This window comes from Streptomyces sirii (assembly GCF_045690365.1).
Lineage (GTDB): Bacteria > Actinomycetota > Actinomycetes > Streptomycetales > Streptomycetaceae > Streptomyces > Streptomyces sirii.
The window spans coordinates 4,192,436-4,208,557 of sequence record NZ_CP147982.1; the positions used below are offsets into that span (position 1 = coordinate 4,192,436).

Sequence of the window (16,122 nt, forward strand, 5' to 3'; positions counted from 1 at the left end):
CGGGGTGCCAAAAGGGGCTGGGATCAGCCCTCGACCGTGATGCCCATGGAACGGGCGGTGCCGGCGATGATCTTCGACGCGGCGTCCAGGTCGTTGGCGTTCAGGTCGGGCATCTTGGTGGTGGCGATCTCGCGGACCTGCGCCTCGGTGATCTTGGCGACCTTGGTCTTGTGCGGCTCGCCGGAGCCCTTCTCCACGCCCGCGGCCTTCAGGATGAGCTTCGCGGCCGGCGGAGTCTTGGTGACGAAGGTGAAGGAGCGGTCCTCGTAGACCGTGATCTCCACCGGCACGACCATGCCACGCTGCGACTCGGTCGCGGCGTTGTAGGCCTTGCAGAACTCCATGATGTTGACGCCGTGCTGGCCCAGCGCGGGGCCGACCGGCGGGGCCGGGTTTGCGGCGCCGGCGCTGATCTGGAGCTTGATAAGCCCCGTGACCTTCTTCTTCTTGGGAGGCATGCTCTCTCCGGGTCCTAGTGAGAGGTGTTTCGCCATTCCACCCGGTCATCCGGATGGAGGCATACCGCACAACGATAACGGGTATAGCGGTGCGGCCAAAAACCGAGCAGGTCAGACAGGCCTTGAGGGGCCCGTCCGACCTGCTCGGAAGACTGGAACTGAGGACCGCTCGGGGTCAGTTCTTCTGGATCTGGTCGAAGGAGAGCTCGACCGGGGTCTCCCGGCCGAAGATCTCCACCAGACCCTTGACCTTCTTCGAGTCGGCGTTGATCTCGTTGATCGTGGCCTGCAGCGTCGCGAACGGACCGTCGGTGACGGTGACGGAGTCGCCCACCTCGAAGTCCAGGACCTGGACCTCGACCTTGCGGGACGGCGCCGGCTTGCCCTCGGCCGCGGCGGCCTCCTTGGCGGCCTTCTCCTCGGCCTCCGGGGCGAGCATCTTGACGATCTCGTCCAGCGTCAGCGGGTAGGGGTCGTAGGCGTTGCCGACGAAGCCGGTGACACCCGGGGTGTTGCGGACGACGCCCCAGGACTCGTTCGTCAGGTCCATGCGCACCAGGACATAGCCCGGCAGCTTGTTCTGGCGGACGGTGCGGCGGTCGCCGTTCTTGATCTGGACGACCTCTTCCTGCGGCACCTCGGCCTGGAAGATGTAGTCCTCGACGTTCAGCGAGACGGCGCGCTGCTCGAGGTTGGTCTTCACGCGGTTCTCGTAACCCGCGTAGGTGTGGATGACGTACCACTCGCCGGGCAGACCGCGCAGCTCGTCGCGGAGGGCGGCCACCGGGTCGACCGGCTCCTGCTCCTCGGCGGTCTCGTCCTCGGCCTCTTCGGCGGCGGCCTCGTCCTCGACGTGCACCGCGGCCTCTTCTGCGGGCTCGCTGGCGGCGGCGTCCTCGGCATCGAGCTCGTCGACGTCGTCGGCGTTCTCGGCGATCTGACGCGCGCCCTCTTCGTCGATGTTTGCAGCGTCGCCCTCGACCTCGGCCGGGGCAGCCGCGTCAACGTCGGCCGCTGCCGTCTCGGCGGAGTCTGCGGCGTCGTTCAGGTTCGGGTCAGACACGGTGGCTGCTTCTTCCTGGCTTCAAGGGGTTGAACATGCGAAACGGGCGCCCGCGTAGGCGCCCTCCGCGGGATCAGCCGAAGACGTACCCGACGACTCGGTTGATTCCCAAGTCAATCACGGTTACGAGACCGATGATGATGACAACGAAGACGATCACCACACTGGTGTACGTCGACAGCTGGGTACGCGTGGGCCAGACGACCTTGCGGAGCTCCGCGACGATCTGGCGGTAGAAGAGAGCGAGACGCGCGAAGGGGCCCTTCTTGCCGCGCTTGCCGCCGCGGCGGGGCTTCTTCTGGGACTCCGAAGCCTCTTCCTCGGAACGGCCACGCTCAGGCATGTCGATGGAGCCCAGGGCGTCCGTCACTCGTCCTCACCTGAATCCGGGTCGTGGCCGTGCCGCGCCCGGTGGAGCCGCACGGCGGTGCATACGTACGCCTGCACGCACTACGGTGAGAGTGCGTGTAGCAGGGCCGGAGGGACTTGAACCCCCAACCGCTGGTTTTGGAGACCAGTGCTCTACCAATTGAGCTACGACCCTTTGTGGTTCCCCCAACCTACCGCATGCGGTCGACTGCACTAGGTGCATGCGCCGCGGCGACCTGTTAGGAGCCAACGGTCAGCGAGTGTACGTGGTTCCGGGCCGGGCGTCGAACACGATTGTCCCGGTGGTGCCCCGCAAACCCGTGTGCCGGGCTCGTCGGGGGTCTGCAACGATGCATGTATGAGCGCTGCAACCCCTTCCGCATCGTCCCCCACCGACCGCCGGGTATCGGCCCGCGTCGGTTCGATCTCCGAGTCCGCGACCCTGGCCGTCGACGCCAAGGCCAAGGCCCTCAAGGCCGCCGGACGCCCGGTGATCGGCTTCGGCGCCGGTGAGCCCGACTTCCCCACGCCCGACTACATCGTCGAGGCGGCGATCGAGGCCTGCCGCAACCCGAAGTACCACCGCTACACCCCGGCCGGCGGCCTCCCCGAGCTGAAGTCCGCGATCGCCGCGAAGACGCTGCGCGACTCCGGCTACGAGATCGAGGCCGCGAACGTGCTGGTGACGAACGGCGGCAAGCAGGCCATCTACGAGGCGTTCGCGGCCATCCTCGACCCGGGTGACGAGGTCATCGTCCCGGCGCCGTACTGGACCACCTACCCCGAGTCGATCCGCCTCGCGGGCGGCGTGCCGGTCGACGTGGTCGCCGACGAGACCACCGGCTACCGGGTGACCGTGGAGCAGCTGGAGGCGGCCCGTACGGAGCGCACCAAGGTGCTGCTGTTCGTCTCGCCGTCGAACCCGACCGGCGCCGTGTACACCCGCGAGCAGGTCGAGGCGGTCGGCCGCTGGGCCGCCGAGCACGGTCTGTGGGTGCTGACCGACGAGATCTACGAGCACCTGGTCTACGGCGACGCCGAGTTCTCGTCGCTGCCGGTGGTCGTGCCCGAGCTGCGCGACAAGTGCATCATCGTCAACGGCGTGGCGAAGACGTACGCGATGACCGGTTGGCGGGTGGGCTGGGCGATCGGCCCCAAGGACGTCATCAAGGCGGCCGCGAACCTCCAGTCGCACGCCACCTCCAACGTCTCCAACGTCGCGCAGGCCGCGGCCATCGCGGCGGTCTCCGGCGACCTCACGGCCGTCGAGGAGATGAAGGTCGCCTTCGACCGGCGCCGCAAGACCATCGTGCGGATGCTCAACGAGATCGACGGTGTGCTGTGCCCGGAGCCGGAGGGCGCCTTCTACGCGTACCCGTCGGTCAAGGAGCTGCTGGGCAAGGAGATCCGCGGCAAGCGCCCGCAGACCAGCGTCGAGCTGGCCGAGCTGATCCTGGAGGAGGCGGAGGTCGCCGTCGTTCCCGGCGAGGCCTTCGGCACCCCCGGCTACCTGCGGCTTTCGTACGCGCTGGGCGACGAGGACCTGGTCGAGGGCGTGTCCCGGATCCAGAAGCTGCTGGCGGAGGCCAAGTAGGGACCTGCTGACTCGGTAGGTGACAGCGGGGGGCCGGAACGCATTCCGGTCCCCCGCTCGCGCGTTCTCCCGGACACCCCTTCGGGAAAGGCCCTACCGGCGCGCCGCCCGGATGCGGCAAGATCGGCTGATGGAGCCCTTGTCAGGGGGACGTCCCCCGAACCCCACGAGCACTCGTGACCGCGGCCAGGCCGCCGTACGAGACCTGCGCCGGCTGCCGAAGGCCCATCTGCATCTGCACTTCACCGGTTCGATGCGGCCGTCGACCCTGCTGGACCTCGCCGACAAGTACGGCGTCCATCTACCGGAGGCCCTGCGGGGCGGTGAGCCGCCCAAACTGCGGGCCACGGACGAGCGCGGCTGGTTCCGCTTCCAGCGGCTGTACGACATCGCGCGCTCGTGTCTGCGCACGCCGGAGGACATCCAGCGGCTGGTGCGCGAGGCCGCCGAGGAGGACGTCCGCGACGGGTCGCGCTGGCTGGAGATCCAGGTCGACCCGACCTCGTACGCGCCGCGGCTGGGCGGACTGATCCCGGCGCTGGAGATCATCCTGGACGCGGTGCGCAGCGCCTCGCGGGAGACCGGGCTGGGCATCCGCGTGCTGGTCGCGGCGAACCGTATGAAGCACCCGCTGGACGCCCGTACGCTGGCGCGTCTGGCGGTGCGCTACGCCGACCAGGGAGTGGTCGGCTTCGGGCTCTCCAACGACGAACGCCGGGGTTTCGCCCGGGACTTCGACCGTGCCTTCGCCATCGCCCGGGAGGGCGGCCTGCTGGCGGCGCCGCACGGCGGTGAGCTGTCCGGGCCGGCCAGCGTCCGGGACTGCCTGGACGATCTGCACGCCGGCCGGATCGGGCACGGCGTACGGGCCGCGGAGGACGCCGCGCTGCTGCGCCGGCTGGCCTCGCGCGAGGTGACCTGCGAGGTGTGCCCGGCGTCGAATGTGGCGCTGGGGGTCTACGAGAAGCCGGAGGACGTGCCGCTGCGGACGCTCTTCGACGCCGGGGTGCCGATGGCGCTGGGCGCGGACGACCCGCTGCTGTTCGGCGCGCGGCTGGCCGCGCAGTACGAGATCGCCCGCACCGCGCACGGCTTCACCGACGCCGAACTCGCCGAGCTGGCCCGCCAGTCGGTGCGCGGCTCACGCGCGCCGCAGGACGAGCAGCAGCGGCTGCTCGCGGAGATCGACGGCTGGCTGGCCGGGTAGGGCCCCGGCCGGCCCCGTGCAGGGCCTTCCGGGGCCGCTGGGCCCTTGGGCCCCTCCAGGCGCCTCACGCCCCTGCTAGAGGCTGACGCCGACCGTCACCGGTTCGTTGACGAGCGTGACGCCGAAGGCGGCGTGGACGCCGTCGCGGACCTCGCGGGCCAGCGCGAGCAGGTCCTCGGTGGTGGCCGCGCCGCGGTTCGTGAGCGCGAGGGTGTGCTTGGTGGAGATACGGGCCGGGCCGCTGCCGTAGCCCTTGGTGAAGCCGGCGCGGTCGATGAGCCAGGCCGCCGAGGTCTTCACCAGGCCGTCGCCGGCGGGGAAGGCGGGCGGGGCGACATCGGGACCGAGGCGGTCCTGGACGCGCTGCAGGAAGGCGGCGTGCTCGGCCTCGGTGAGGATCGGGTTGGTGAAGAAGGAGCCGGCCGACCAGGTGTCGTGGTCCGCCGCGTCCAGCACCATGCCCTTGCCCGCGCGCAGGGCCAGGACGGTCTTCCGGGCGATGGCTGCCGGGACCCGGTCGCCGGCCTCGACGCCGAGGGCGCGGGCGGTCTCGGGGTACTTCAGGGGCGCGGAGAGGCCGCCGGCGTCCTCCAGGGCGAAGCGCACCCGCAGCACCACGAACCGGTCGGGGTCCGCCTTGAAGCGGCTGTGGCGGTAGGAGAAGCCGCACTCCTCGCCCGGGATCGTGACGGTCTCGCCGGCCCGGCGGTCGTAGGCGACGACCTCGGTGATCGTCGTGGCGACCTCCTGGCCGTACGCGCCCACGTTCTGGATCGGCGTGGCGCCCGCCGAGCCGGGGATGCCGGCCAGGCACTCGACGCCGGCCAGCCCGGCCTCGACCGTACGGGCGACGGCGTCGGACCAGTTCTCGCCCGCGGCGAGCTCCAGGGACGTGCCGTCCAGCGAGAAGCCGCTGGTGGCGATGCGCAGGGCGGTGCCCTCGAAGCCCTTGTCGCCGATGACGAGGTTGCTGCCGCCGCCGATGATCAGCAGCGGGGTGCCGGCTTCGTCGGCCGCGCGGACGGCGGCGATCACCTCCTCGTCGGTGGTGGCCGTGACGAGGCGGGTCGCCGGGCCGCCCAGCCGGAAGGTGGTCAGCGGGGCGAGGGGGGCGTTGTGTTCTACGTGGCGTTCCTGCACGCGCCCAAGGGTACGGGGGCGGTCCGACAGTGCCGTCCGGCCGCCCCCTGCGTCCGCCGCCCGCTCAGGCGAGGCGGACCACCGCACGGGCCATACCCAGCACCTTCTTGCCGGCGCTTATCGCGGTGAGGTCGACCCGGACCGTACGGGCGTCGTCGTCGAGCTTGGCCGCCACCTTGGCGCCGACCTCGATCAGCGCGCCGTTGTCGTCGTTGGGGACGACGACGGGCTTGGTGAAGCGCACGCTGTACTCGGCGACCGCACCGGGGTCGCCGGTCCAGTCGGTGACCACCCGGATCGCCTCGGCCATGGTGAACATGCCGTGGGCGATGACGTCCGGCAGGCCGACCTCCTTGGCGAACTTCTCGTTCCAGTGGATCGGGTTGAAGTCGCCGGAGGCGCCCGCGTAGCGCACGAGTGTGGCGCGGCTCACGGGAAAGGCCTGCGCCGGGAGTTCGGTACCGACCTCGACATCGTCGTAAGAGATCTTCGCGGTCATCTCAGGCCTCCTCGGCGCGACGGGACACCAGCTTGGTGAAGGCGGTCACGACGTGCTCGCCCGCCTGGTCGTGCACCTCGCCGCGGATGTCGATGATGTCGTTGCCCGCCATGGTCTTGACGGCCTCGATGGTGGAGGTGACGGCCAGTCGGTCGCCGCTGCGCACCGGCCGGGTGTAGGCGAACTTCTGGTCGCCGTGCACCACCCGGCTGTAGTCCAGGCCCAGTTGCGGATCCTGGATGACCAGCCCCGCCGCCTTGAAAGTGATCGCGAACACAAAAGTCGGCGGCGCGATCACATCGGGGTGACCGAGGGCCTTGGCCGCTTCGGCGTCGGTGTAAGCCGGGTTGGGGTCACCGATCGCCTCGGCGAATTCGCGGATCTTTTCCCGGCCGACCTCATAGGGGTCGGTGGGCGGGTACGTGCGTCCGACAAAAGACTGGTCGAGCGCCATGGGCTCGCAACCTCCGTGTACTGATGGTGATAACGCCGTGAGGCCGCCCCCAGAATGGGGACGGCCTCACGAACGAGCCTGGTGTTATCGCGTCTCGCGGTGCGCGGTGTGCGAGTTGCAGCGGGGGCAGTGCTTCTTCATCTCAAGACGGTCCGGGTCGTTACGCCGGTTCTTCTTGGTGATGTAGTTCCGCTCCTTGCACTCCACGCAGGCCAGCGTGATCTTCGGGCGGACGTCTGTGGCAGCCACGTGAGTGCTCCTTGACGGACGGATGGACGGATGAACGCAGAAAAGAGTAGCCGATCGAGAGGACCGACCCCACAATCGGCTACTGTCAGTAGCGGTGACCGGACTTGAACCGGTGACACAGCGATTATGAGCCGCTTGCTCTACCGACTGAGCTACACCGCTGCGATGCGGGAAGTCCCTCGCCCGAAGGCGAGGTGCCTCACACATCAGAGCCCCAATACGGAATCGAACCGTAGACCTTCTCCTTACCATGGAGACGCTCTGCCGACTGAGCTATTGGGGCGAGCGATGAAGACATTACACGGCCCGCCGCCAAACGTGAAATCCGTATCCGGGCCGCGCCCCAACGGCCCCGCGCACCACACCGGTACGACTATTTCGCGCCTGCGCGAAGCTCCCCCGGCGGCGCCCTAGTCTCGGAGGCACGCTGCGTGATCTTGCACGCCCGGGCCTTCGAGGAGCGCGATGTCCGACAGCAGTCCGCCGCAGCCCCAGCCGGGAAGACCGGGCAACCCCGGCCGGCACATCAGGTCGGACGGCGGTTCGCTGGTCCTGTGTGGCGCCCGGCTCGCCGACGGCCGCACGGTGGACGTACGGCTCGGAGACGGGCGCATCGAGGCCGTGGGGACGGCCGGCAGCCTCGCCCTCCAGGGCGCCCGCCTCGACCTCTCCGGCTACCTGCTGCTCCCCGCCCCCGCCGAGCCGCACGCGCACTGCGACACGGCCCTGACCGCGGACTGTGACGGCCCCGCCTCCGGCTCCCCCGAGGACGTCCAGCGGCGGACGACCGAGGCCGCGCTGCTGCAACTGGGGCACGGCGCCACCGCCTCCCGCAGTCACGTCAGGATCGGCGACGTACAGGGGCTGCGCTCCCTCCAGGCGGTGCTGCAGGCCCGCAGGTCGCTGCGCGGGATGGCCGATCTGGCGGCGGTCGCGGTGCCGCGGGTGCTGACCGGGGTGGCCGGCGCGGACGGCCTGTCGATGCTGCGGGACGCGGTGAAGATGGGCGCCTCGGTCATCGGGGGCTGCCCGGACCTGGACCCCGATCCGGCCGGCTATGTCGAGGCGGTCCTGGAACTGGCCGACGAGCACGGCTGCCCGGTGGACCTGCACACCGACGGCGAGGATCCGGCGCGGCTGGCCCGCTTCGCGTCGATGTCCGGCGGCCTGCGGCCGAGTGTCGCCCTCGGCCCGTGCGCCGGGATGACGCGGATGCCGCGCAGCGTGGCGGCCCGGGTCGCCGAGCAGCTGGCGGCCGCGGACGTCGCGGTGGTCTGCCTGCCGCAGGGCGACTGCGCGGGCCTGGAGCGGTACGGCTCGCGGGTGTCGCGGCCGGCTCCCGTGCGGCTGCTTCGGGCGGCCGGGGTGCGGGTGGCGGCCGGCAGCGGGGCGCTGCGGGACGTGGCGAACCCGGTGGGGCGCGGCGACCCGTTGGAGGCCGCGTACCTCCTGGCGTCCCTGGGCGAGGCCACGCCGGAGGCGGCGTACGAGTCGGTGAGCGCGGCGGCGCGGGCGACGCTGGGGCTGCCGGAGGTGCGCGTGGAGGCGGGCTTCCCCGCGGAGCTGCTGGCGGTGCGCGGTGAGCGGATCGCCGGGGTGCTCTCGCTGGCGTACAGCCGGATCGTGATCCACCGGGGGCGGGTGGTCGCCCGCACCAGCGCGGTGCGCGAGTACTGCGACGCGACGGGAGAGGTGGCGCTGGAGCTGCCGCGGCAGTCGCAGCGCTGAGCGCCTGTGGGTGCCGGTCCGGCGGCCAGAAGGCGCCCCTCGTGCGGCCGGTCCCGCGCCCCGCGGCGGCCCTTCGGCGTACGGTCGGGATCATGCGCATTGTCATCGCAGGTGGACATGGTCAGATCGCGCTGCGGCTGGAGCGGTTGCTCGCCAAGCGCGGGGACGAGGTCGCGGGCATCATCCGCCGGACGGAGCAGGCCGGCGACGTACTGGCCGCCGGGGCCGAGCCGGTGGTCTGCGATCTGGAGTCGGCGTCGGTGGAGGATCTCGCCCGGCATCTGGAGGGCGCGGACGCGGCCGTCTTCGCGGCGGGCGCCGGGCCGGGCAGCGGCATCGCCCGCAAGGACACCGTGGACCGGGGCGCGGCGGCGCTCTTCGCGGACGCGGCCGAGGCGGCGGGCGTCCGCCGCTTTCTCCTGATCTCCGCGATGGGCGCGGACCGCGAGCCCCCCGAGGGCACCGACCCGGTCTTCGCGGCCTATCTGAAGGCCAAGGGCGCCGCGGATGCGGACGTACGGGCCCGCGCCGGACTGGACTGGACGATCCTGCGGCCGGGCCTACTGACGGACGAGCCCGGAACGTCCCTGGTGGCGCTGGCCGACGCGACCGGACGCGGCGCGGTGCCCCGCGACGATGTGGCGGCCGCTCTCGTGGAGCTGCTCGACGAGCCGGGCACCATCGGCCGGACGCTGGAGCTGATCGGCGGCGAGGTGCCCGTGGCGGAGGCGGTGCGGGCGGTGGCACGGCGCTGAGAGGCGCGGCCGCGAGGGCCCGGCCGGCGCCTGCGGGGCTCGGCGTACGAAAAAGGCCCCTGAGTCGTATCGCTACAACTCAGGGGCCTTTTCACACCTGTGGCGGCGCCAGGATTCGAACCTGGGAAGGCGAAGCCGGCAGATTTACAGTCTGCTCCCTTTGGCCGCTCGGGCACACCGCCAGGGTTTGCTGCCGGGAGATCCGCTTTGGGGCGGCGCTCCGTGGCAACGACGTAAACCATACCCGATGGCTGGGGGTGGTTCGCCACTCGATTCCGGAGCGCTGGATCTTGGCCGGGTGGCTAGGCTTGGCAGGCGGTCCGGGCACGGTCCGCACCCCTGACGGATCTAGGTACGAGGAGCCAACTCAACATGGCCGACTCCAGTTTCGACATCGTCTCGAAGGTAGAGCGGCAGGAGGTCGACAACGCCCTCAACCAGGCCGCCAAGGAGATCTCGCAGCGCTACGACTTCAAGGGCGTGGGCGCGTCGATCGCGTGGTCGGGCGAGAAGATCGAGATGCGGGCCAACGCCGAGGAGCGGGTCAAGGCCGTACTCGACATCTTCGAGACCAAGCTGGTCAAGCGCGGGATCTCGCTGAAGGCGCTGGACGCCGGCGAGCCGCAGGCCTCGGGCAAGGAGTACAAGATCTTCGCCTCCATCGAGGAGGGGATCTCGCAGGAGAACGCGAAGAAGGTCGCCAAGATCATCCGCGATGAGGGCCCCAAGGGCGTCAAGGCGCAGGTGCAGGGCGACGAGCTGCGGGTCAGCTCCAAGAGCCGGGACGACCTGCAGGCGGTGCAGCAGCTGCTGAAGGGCAAGGACCTGGACTTCGCCGTCCAGTTCGTGAACTACCGGTAGCAGCCCGGCCTCCGGGTGCCAGTGGATGGGGCGGTGCGCTGCGGCGTTCCGCCCCACCGGCTTTGGGGCACCCGCAGGAGACCCTGCCGGCGGGCGGTCTTACGGGAGAGCTTGACCTCAACCGCGCTTGAGATTGCAGTCTCCCGGCATGACTTCTCTTGACGCACAACGCAGCGCCGCCCCGGTGAACGGTCCCGGGAGCGGCTTCGCCACGGATGTCTTCCCGCAGGTCCGGCGGCCGGACGCCGGGGCGGTACTGATCAGCGAGTGGGATGCCGGCAGCCCCGAGGGGCAGCGGGCCGTCCTGGACGGCGTCGCCCGGGCCTGGGAGGAGACGCCGCTGCCGGCGGGCTTCCTGTCGCGGGTGCTGTTCGCCGGGACGGACGGGCGCAGCGTGCTCAACTACGCGCAGTGGACGAGCGACGCGGCGCACCGGGTGTTCGTACGGAGCGAGGACACCGGGCTGAGCGAGCGGGTCGCGGCGGCGCTCAAGGCGGTGGGGGACGTCGGTGATGCCGGGCCCACCCGCTACCGGCTGTACCGCAGCATGCTGCCCCAGGGGGAGCCGGGGACGCCGGGCTGCGTCGTACGCGTCGCCTTCCGCACGACGGGGCACGACGCCGCGCGGGGGCTCGTCGACGGCCTGCTGGACCGGCTCGGCGGGGTGCAGCGGGGCGAGGGCGGGATCGCCTCGCACTTCCACATCAGCCAGGACGGCACACGGGTCGTCAACTACAGCGAGTGGGCGGACCCGGAGTCGCACGCCCGGCAGATCGGCACCAGCCTCCGGGCCGGCGGTCCGGTGATGAACTTCATCACGAGCCTGCCGGGGGTCGAACCGCTCGGGTTCCGGCGGTATGCGACCCCCAGGGGGCTCGTACGGGTGTGACGCGAAAGCCCCTCGCGTCAGCGGGTGGCGAAGGGCTGGTCGGTGGGGACGATCTCGCGGCCGAGGGGCAGCAGGGAGAGCGGGATCATCTTGAAGTTGGCGATGCCGAAGGGGATACCGATGATCGTCACGCACAGGGCGATACCGGTGACGATGTGCCCCAGGGCCAGCCACCAGCCCGCGAAGACGAACCAGATGACATTGCCGATCGCCGAGCCGGCACCGGCGTCGTGCCGGACGACCGTCGTACGGCCGAAGGGCCACAGGGCGTAGCCGGCTATCCGGAAGGACGCGATGCCGAAGGGGATCGTGATGATCAGGATGCAGCAGATGATGCCCGCGAGCACATAGCCGAGCGCCAGCCAGAAGCCGCTGAGGATCAGCCAGAGGACATTGAGGAGGGTTTTCATGATCGGCAGCCTTCCACGGGCACGGCACAGAACGTAACTGCTCTGCTAGACGCACCGAGCCTGGTGAAACGTTGCCCTCATGATGCGACGGGGCTGAGGGGACGGCCACCCGTCCCGTCCGGCGCCCGGGGCCTCACCGGCCGTGGTGGCCCGCCATCTCTTCTAGGCGGCTGATCCGCTCGCGCATCGGGGGGTGTGTGGAGAAGAGCCGGGACATGCCGCCGCCGGCGCGGAAGGGGTTGGCGATCATCATGTGGCTGGCGGTCTCCAGCCGGGGCTCGGGCGGGAGCGGGAGCCGCTGGGTGCCGGCCTCCAGCTTGCGCAAGGCGGAGGCCAGGGCGAGCGGATCGCCGGTGAGCTGGGCGCCCGAGGCGTCCGCCTCGTACTCGCGGGAGCGGCTGACGGCCAGTTGGATCAGCGAGGCCGCGATCGGCCCGAGGATCGCGACCAGCAGCATGCCCAGGATGCCGGGGCCCTCGTCGTCGTCGGAGCGGCCTATGGGAATCAGCCAGGCGAAGTTGACCAGGAACATCACGACCGAGGCCAGTGCGCCGGCGACCGAGGAGATCAGGATGTCGCGGTTGTAGACATGGCTGAGCTCATGGCCGATGACGCCGCGCAGCTCGCGCTCGGTCAGCAGCTGAAGGATGCCGTCGGTGCAGCAGACCGCGGCGTTGCGAGGATTGCGGCCGGTGGCGAAGGCGTTGGGCGCCTGGGTCGGCGAGATGTACAGCCGCGGCATGGGCTGGCGGGCGGTCGTCGAGAGCTCGCGGACCATCCTGTAGAGCTGCGGGGCCTCGAACTCGCTGACCGGGCGGGCCCGCATGGCCCGCAGGGCCAGTTTGTCGCTGTTCCAGTACGCGTAGGCGTTGGTGCCCAGGGCGACGAGGACGGCGATGATCAGGCCCGTACGGCCGAAGAGGCTGCCGATGACGATGATGAGTGCGGACAGCCCCCCGAGGAGTACGGCGGTCCTGAGCCCGTTGTGCCGGCGGTGCACGGTACGCCCTCCAAACGGTGCGGCAGGGGAACCCTGTGCCTTGTTGCTCCACTCTCCAGTGGACCCTTACGCACTGGTCAACGCGAGATGAACGGGGCTGGTTCCCCGGCGCGCGGACCGCGGGGCCGGGCGGGGCGCGGGAGTGCGGGGCGTGGTGCCGTACCGCCGTACGGGTGGGCGAAAGGCCGTAGGGGCCCGTGCGGGTCCCCTACGGCTCGTGGCGGGCCGTCAGAGCAGCGCCACGGACGCGAAGCGCAGGACGAGCTGCGGAGCGCCGGAGAGGGCCACGCCGAGGACGGTGGCCAGGGCGATGGCCGTGACGAGGGGGCCCGGGATCCTGGCGCGGGACGGCTCCGCGGCCCGGGGGGCTCCCGCCGCCCCAGTACCCTCGGCGCCTTCGGCTTCCTTCGCGCCCCGGAAGAGCACCGCGGTCCACTGCAGGTAGTAGTAGAGCGCGATCACGACATTGACCGCCATGACGACGGCGAGCCAGGCCAGCCCCGCGTCGACGGCCACGGCGAAGACCGTGACCTTGGCGAACAGGCCGATGATGCCCGGCGGCAGACCGGCGAGGCAGAGCAGGAAGAAGCCGAGCGCGAGCGCCGCCAGAGGGCGCCGGGCGTACAGGCCCCGGTAGTCGGCGATGCGGTTGTCCGGGCTCGTACGGGCGACCAGGGCGGCGACGGCGAAGGCGCCGAGGTTCACGGCCGCGTACATCAGGGCGTAGGCCACCGTGGAGCCGATGGCGCGCGCCGGATCGTGGACGTATCCGGCGGCCGCGAGCGGGACCAGGAGGTAGCCGGCCTGGCCGACCGAGGACCAGGCGAGCAGGCGTACGGCGCTGTGCGCGCGCCGCGGGTCCTGGCGCAGGGCCGCGACGTTGCCGACGGTCATGGTGAGCGCGGCGAGGACGGCCAGCGCCGGGCCCCAGACGTCGGCGTACGCGGGGAAGCCCTGGACCGTGACGAGGATCAGGCCGGAGAAGCCGACCGCCTTGCCGACCACGGAGAGGTAGCCGGCGATGGGCAGTGGTGCGCCGACGTAGGTGTCCGGCACCCAGAAGTGGAACGGGGCGGCCGCGGTCTTGAAGGCGAAGCCGACCAGGGTGAGCGCGACGCCGGCGCTCGCCAGGGTGGCCAGGCGCGGGTCGGGGAGGTCGGCCAGGCCGCTCGCCACCCGGGAGAGGTACAGGCTGCCGGTGGCGGCGTACAGGAAGCTCACGCCGAGCAGCATCACGGCGGTGGCGGCCACCGAGGACAGGAAGAACTTCAGCGCCGCCTCGGAGGAGAGTCGGTCGCCGCGGCGCAGCCCCACAAGGGCGAAGGCGGGCAGCGAGGCCACTTCGAGGGCGATGACGAGGGTGGCGAGGTCCCGGGAGGCGGGCAGCAGGGCGGCGCCGGCGGCCGAGGACAGCAGCAGGAACCAGTACTCGCCGGTGGGCAGGTCGTGGTCCTTGATGGTGTCGATGGACAGCAGGGCGGTCAGCAGCGCCCCGCCGAGCACCAGGAACTGGATGACCAGGGTGAACGGGTCGGCCACGTAACTGCACGCATCGGGGTGCCCGGGGAGGCAGAAGGTGCGGCGGTCGCCGTTCAGGAGGGGCAGCAGCGTCAGCGCGGCGAGCGCGAGGCCGGCCGTGGCGATCCAGCCCAGCAGCGGCTTGCGGGCCGCCGGGAGGAAGAGGTCGGCGACGAGCACCACCAGGGCGACGACCGCGGCGAGGGTGGGCGGCGCGATGGCCAGCCAGTCGACGGACTGGACCAATGAGGTGACCGAGCTCATCACTTACCGCCTCCGAGGAGCTGCTGGACGGCCGGGTCGGTGAGGCCGAGGAGGGTCGCGGGCCACAGTCCGGCGAGGACGGTGAGGACGGCGAGGGGGCTCCAGGCCGCGTACTCGTAGCGCGCGATGTCGGGGATGCCGGGGGCCGCGGCCGGTGCGGGGTCCGCGGGGGCGGCGTCGTCCGGGTCGCTGCCGTCGCCCAGCGGGGCGGTCGGTGCGAGGTGCGGGGTACCGCCCATGCAGACGCGGCGGACGACGAGCAGCAGGTACGCCGCGGTCAGCAGGGTGCCCAGGCCGGCCAGCACCATGAACGTCAGGAAGGCGGGGCGGCTCAGGCCGGCGGCCGGCCGGAAGGCGCCGAACATCGCGAGCATCTCGCCCCAGAAGCCGGCCAGGCCGGGGAGGCCCAGCGAGGCGACGGCCGCGAAGGCGAGCAGACCGCCGAAGCGCGGCGCCTTGCCGTAGAGGGCGGCGCCGGTCGTGCCGGCGAGGGTGTCGAGGTCGGTGCTGCCGTAGCGGTCCTTGAGGGCTCCGACCAGGAAGAACAGCAGGCCGGTGATCAGGCCGTGGGCGATGTTGGCGAACAGCGCGCCGTTGACGCCGGTGGGGGTCATGCTGGCGATGCCGAGCAGGACGAAGCCCATGTGGCCGACGGAGCTGTAGGCGATCAGGCGCTTGAGGTCGCCCTTGGCGCCCTTGCGCACGAGGGCGAGGCAGGCCAGCGAGCCGTAGATGATGCCGACGGCGGCCAGCGCGGCCAGGTACGGGGCGAAGGTGTGCATGCCCTCGGGCGTGATGGGCAGCGCGATCCGCACGAAGCCGTACGTGCCCATCTTCAGCAGGACGCCGGCCAGCAGCACCGAGCCGACGGTGGGGGCGGCGGTGTGCGCGTCGGGCAGCCAGCTGTGCAGCGGCCACAGCGGGGACTTGACGGCCAGTCCGATGCCGATCGCGAGCACCGCGAGCAGCTGGACCGTGTGGCTGAGCTGGGCGTTCGGGCCGTTGTCAGTGGCGAGTGCGACCATGTCGAACGTGCCGGACTTCACGCCGATGAGGAGGAGGCCCAGCAGCATCACGACGGAGCCGAGCAGCGTGTAGAGGATGAACTTCCAGGCCGCCGCCTGCTTTTCCGCACCACCCCAGCGGGCGATGAGGAAGTACATCGGGATGAGGACCATCTCGAAGGCGAGGAAGAAGAGCATCAGGTCGAGGACGGCGAAGGTCGCGAGGGTGCCGGCCTCCAACGTGAGCAGCAGGGCCACGAATGCCTTGGGAGACGGGCCCGCCGGCATGTGGAAGTAGCTGTAGAGCGCGCAGAGGAAGGTCAGCAGCGCGGTCATGACGACAAGGGGGAGCGAGATGCCGTCGACGCCGAGGTGGATACGGATGTCGAGCGCCGGGATCCAGCTGATGTCGGTGGTGGCCTGCATACGGGCCGGGTGAGCGTGGTCGAAGCCGGCGGCCAGCGCGATGGTGGCGGCCAGCACGACACCGGTGACGGTCACGCCGTGACGCAGTACGGCCTGGTCGGGGTCCTTGCCCTTCAGTCCGGGCGGTGCCGGGAGCAGCGCGGCGAGCGCGCCGACGAGAGGCAGGACGACGGTCCCCGCGAGGAGCAGCTGCAGAGCGGTGTGGTTCACGGGTCAGGCCCTCCTCAGGGGTTC

General features: G+C 71.0%; 17 protein-coding genes and 4 tRNA genes. 6 read left to right on the top strand and 15 right to left on the bottom strand.

All coding sequences use genetic code 11. The annotated features are described in order from the left end of the window. Nucleotides 1-23: 23 nt before the first annotated feature. The 4 genes from rplK to WAB15_RS18725 all read right to left on the bottom strand — a co-directional run bounded on the left by rplK (nucleotide 24) and on the right by WAB15_RS18725 (nucleotide 2,065). A complete protein-coding gene (rplK, locus tag WAB15_RS18710) occupies nucleotides 24-458 on the bottom strand; it encodes a 50S ribosomal protein L11 (protein WP_128507227.1) in 435 nt (144 codons plus the stop codon). Between the two features lie 175 nt (nucleotides 459-633). Next, nucleotides 634-1,521, bottom strand: coding sequence for a transcription termination/antitermination protein NusG (gene nusG / locus WAB15_RS18715; RefSeq protein ID WP_407286938.1), 888 nt, complete (start codon nucleotides 1,519-1,521; stop codon nucleotides 634-636). 73 nt (nucleotides 1,522-1,594) lie between these two features. Beyond that, nucleotides 1,595-1,891, bottom strand: coding sequence for a preprotein translocase subunit SecE (gene secE, locus WAB15_RS18720; RefSeq protein ID WP_399146533.1), 297 nt, complete (start codon nucleotides 1,889-1,891; stop codon nucleotides 1,595-1,597). Between the two features lie 101 nt (nucleotides 1,892-1,992). Then, nucleotides 1,993-2,065, bottom strand: a tRNA-Trp gene (locus tag WAB15_RS18725). A gap of 183 nt (nucleotides 2,066-2,248) precedes the next feature. Between WAB15_RS18725 and WAB15_RS18730 the strand changes: the two genes are divergently transcribed. Together WAB15_RS18730 and WAB15_RS18735 are read left to right on the top strand one after the other, a co-directional pair. Further along, nucleotides 2,249-3,484 carry a pyridoxal phosphate-dependent aminotransferase gene (locus WAB15_RS18730; RefSeq protein ID WP_399146532.1) on the top strand — a complete coding sequence of 412 codons (1,236 nt, stop codon included), beginning with the start codon at nucleotides 2,249-2,251 and terminating at the stop codon, nucleotides 3,482-3,484. A 130-nt stretch (nucleotides 3,485-3,614) separates the two neighbouring features. Next, entirely contained in the window at nucleotides 3,615-4,691 is a 1,077-nt protein-coding gene (locus tag WAB15_RS18735) for an adenosine deaminase (protein ID WP_407286939.1), read from the top strand. Nucleotides 4,692-4,766: 75 nt separating this feature from the next. On the opposite strand, the gene WAB15_RS18740 is transcribed toward WAB15_RS18735, so the two are convergent. The 6 genes from WAB15_RS18740 to WAB15_RS18765 all read right to left on the bottom strand — a co-directional run bounded on the left by WAB15_RS18740 (nucleotide 4,767) and on the right by WAB15_RS18765 (nucleotide 7,316). Beyond that, entirely contained in the window at nucleotides 4,767-5,831 is a 1,065-nt protein-coding gene (locus tag WAB15_RS18740) for a UDP-N-acetylmuramate dehydrogenase (protein WP_407286940.1), read from the bottom strand. A gap of 64 nt (nucleotides 5,832-5,895) precedes the next feature. After that, the gene (locus WAB15_RS18745; protein WP_399146529.1) at nucleotides 5,896-6,330 is read right to left on the bottom strand and encodes a MaoC family dehydratase; all 435 of its coding nucleotides are present in this window, start codon (nucleotides 6,328-6,330) and stop codon (nucleotides 5,896-5,898) included. A 1-nt stretch (nucleotide 6,331) separates the two neighbouring features. After that, nucleotides 6,332-6,784 (bottom strand): MaoC family dehydratase N-terminal domain-containing protein, encoded by a 453-nt coding sequence (locus WAB15_RS18750; RefSeq protein WP_399146528.1) that lies wholly within the window; start codon nucleotides 6,782-6,784, stop codon nucleotides 6,332-6,334. Between the two features lie 84 nt (nucleotides 6,785-6,868). After that, on the bottom strand, nucleotides 6,869-7,033 hold the full coding sequence (rpmG, locus tag WAB15_RS18755) for a 50S ribosomal protein L33 (RefSeq protein ID WP_006604855.1): 165 nt from the start codon (nucleotides 7,031-7,033) through the stop codon (nucleotides 6,869-6,871). Nucleotides 7,034-7,122: 89 nt separating this feature from the next. Then, a tRNA-Met gene (locus WAB15_RS18760) sits at nucleotides 7,123-7,195 on the bottom strand. A 48-nt stretch (nucleotides 7,196-7,243) separates the two neighbouring features. Beyond that, nucleotides 7,244-7,316: transfer RNA gene (locus WAB15_RS18765), tRNA-Thr, on the bottom strand. Nucleotides 7,317-7,498: 182 nt separating this feature from the next. Between WAB15_RS18765 and WAB15_RS18770 the strand changes: the two genes are divergently transcribed. Then, nucleotides 7,499-8,761: an amidohydrolase family protein gene (locus tag WAB15_RS18770; protein ID WP_407286941.1), complete on the top strand. Its 1,263-nt coding sequence runs from the start codon at nucleotides 7,499-7,501 to the stop codon at nucleotides 8,759-8,761. Between the two features lie 92 nt (nucleotides 8,762-8,853). Next, complete coding sequence (locus tag WAB15_RS18775; protein ID WP_407286942.1) at nucleotides 8,854-9,516, top strand: NAD(P)H-binding protein; 663 nt, start codon at nucleotides 8,854-8,856, stop codon at nucleotides 9,514-9,516. A gap of 100 nt (nucleotides 9,517-9,616) precedes the next feature. Here the strand turns inward: WAB15_RS18775 and WAB15_RS18780 are convergent. Beyond that, nucleotides 9,617-9,698, bottom strand: a tRNA-Tyr gene (locus WAB15_RS18780). Between the two features lie 190 nt (nucleotides 9,699-9,888). Here WAB15_RS18780 and WAB15_RS18785 point away from each other — a divergent pair. Together WAB15_RS18785 and WAB15_RS18790 are read left to right on the top strand one after the other, a co-directional pair. Continuing rightward, the gene (locus tag WAB15_RS18785) at nucleotides 9,889-10,377 is read left to right on the top strand and encodes a YajQ family cyclic di-GMP-binding protein (RefSeq protein ID WP_393487376.1); all 489 of its coding nucleotides are present in this window, start codon (nucleotides 9,889-9,891) and stop codon (nucleotides 10,375-10,377) included. 148 nt (nucleotides 10,378-10,525) lie between these two features. Continuing rightward, nucleotides 10,526-11,266: an antibiotic biosynthesis monooxygenase gene (locus tag WAB15_RS18790; protein WP_407286943.1), complete on the top strand. Its 741-nt coding sequence runs from the start codon at nucleotides 10,526-10,528 to the stop codon at nucleotides 11,264-11,266. A gap of 17 nt (nucleotides 11,267-11,283) precedes the next feature. On the opposite strand, the gene WAB15_RS18795 is transcribed toward WAB15_RS18790, so the two are convergent. The 4 genes from WAB15_RS18795 to WAB15_RS18810 all read right to left on the bottom strand — a co-directional run bounded on the left by WAB15_RS18795 (nucleotide 11,284) and on the right by WAB15_RS18810 (nucleotide 16,098). Beyond that, a complete protein-coding gene (locus tag WAB15_RS18795) occupies nucleotides 11,284-11,676 on the bottom strand; it encodes a YccF domain-containing protein (RefSeq protein WP_399146524.1) in 393 nt (130 codons plus the stop codon). Between the two features lie 133 nt (nucleotides 11,677-11,809). Beyond that, nucleotides 11,810-12,676, bottom strand: coding sequence for a zinc metalloprotease HtpX (gene htpX / locus WAB15_RS18800; protein ID WP_399146523.1), 867 nt, complete (start codon nucleotides 12,674-12,676; stop codon nucleotides 11,810-11,812). 228 nt (nucleotides 12,677-12,904) lie between these two features. After that, nucleotides 12,905-14,458 (bottom strand): NADH-quinone oxidoreductase subunit N, encoded by a 1,554-nt coding sequence (locus WAB15_RS18805; protein ID WP_407286944.1) that lies wholly within the window; start codon nucleotides 14,456-14,458, stop codon nucleotides 12,905-12,907. Continuing rightward, on the bottom strand, nucleotides 14,458-16,098 hold the full coding sequence (locus tag WAB15_RS18810; RefSeq protein WP_407286945.1) for a NuoM family protein: 1,641 nt from the start codon (nucleotides 16,096-16,098) through the stop codon (nucleotides 14,458-14,460). The genes WAB15_RS18805 and WAB15_RS18810 overlap by 1 nt, the downstream gene beginning before the upstream one ends. Between the last annotated feature and the right edge of the window lie 24 nt (nucleotides 16,099-16,122).

Coding starts and splice junctions, on each gene's coding strand:
- WAB15_RS18770 (WP_407286941.1), top strand. CDS start 7,499: ATGTCCGACAGCAGTCCGCCGCAGCCCCAGCCGGGAAGACCGGGCAAC.
- rplK (WP_128507227.1), bottom strand. CDS start 458: ATGCCTCCCAAGAAGAAGAAGGTCACGGGGCTTATCAAGCTCCAGATC.
- WAB15_RS18795 (WP_399146524.1), bottom strand. CDS start 11,676: ATGAAAACCCTCCTCAATGTCCTCTGGCTGATCCTCAGCGGCTTCTGG.
- WAB15_RS18750 (WP_399146528.1), bottom strand. CDS start 6,784: ATGGCGCTCGACCAGTCTTTTGTCGGACGCACGTACCCGCCCACCGAC.
- WAB15_RS18745 (WP_399146529.1), bottom strand. CDS start 6,330: ATGACCGCGAAGATCTCTTACGACGATGTCGAGGTCGGTACCGAACTC.
- WAB15_RS18730 (WP_399146532.1), top strand. CDS start 2,249: ATGAGCGCTGCAACCCCTTCCGCATCGTCCCCCACCGACCGCCGGGTA.
- WAB15_RS18735 (WP_407286939.1), top strand. CDS start 3,615: ATGGAGCCCTTGTCAGGGGGACGTCCCCCGAACCCCACGAGCACTCGT.
- WAB15_RS18775 (WP_407286942.1), top strand. CDS start 8,854: ATGCGCATTGTCATCGCAGGTGGACATGGTCAGATCGCGCTGCGGCTG.
- WAB15_RS18805 (WP_407286944.1), bottom strand. CDS start 14,458: ATGAGCTCGGTCACCTCATTGGTCCAGTCCGTCGACTGGCTGGCCATC.
- WAB15_RS18790 (WP_407286943.1), top strand. CDS start 10,526: ATGACTTCTCTTGACGCACAACGCAGCGCCGCCCCGGTGAACGGTCCC.
- WAB15_RS18785 (WP_393487376.1), top strand. CDS start 9,889: ATGGCCGACTCCAGTTTCGACATCGTCTCGAAGGTAGAGCGGCAGGAG.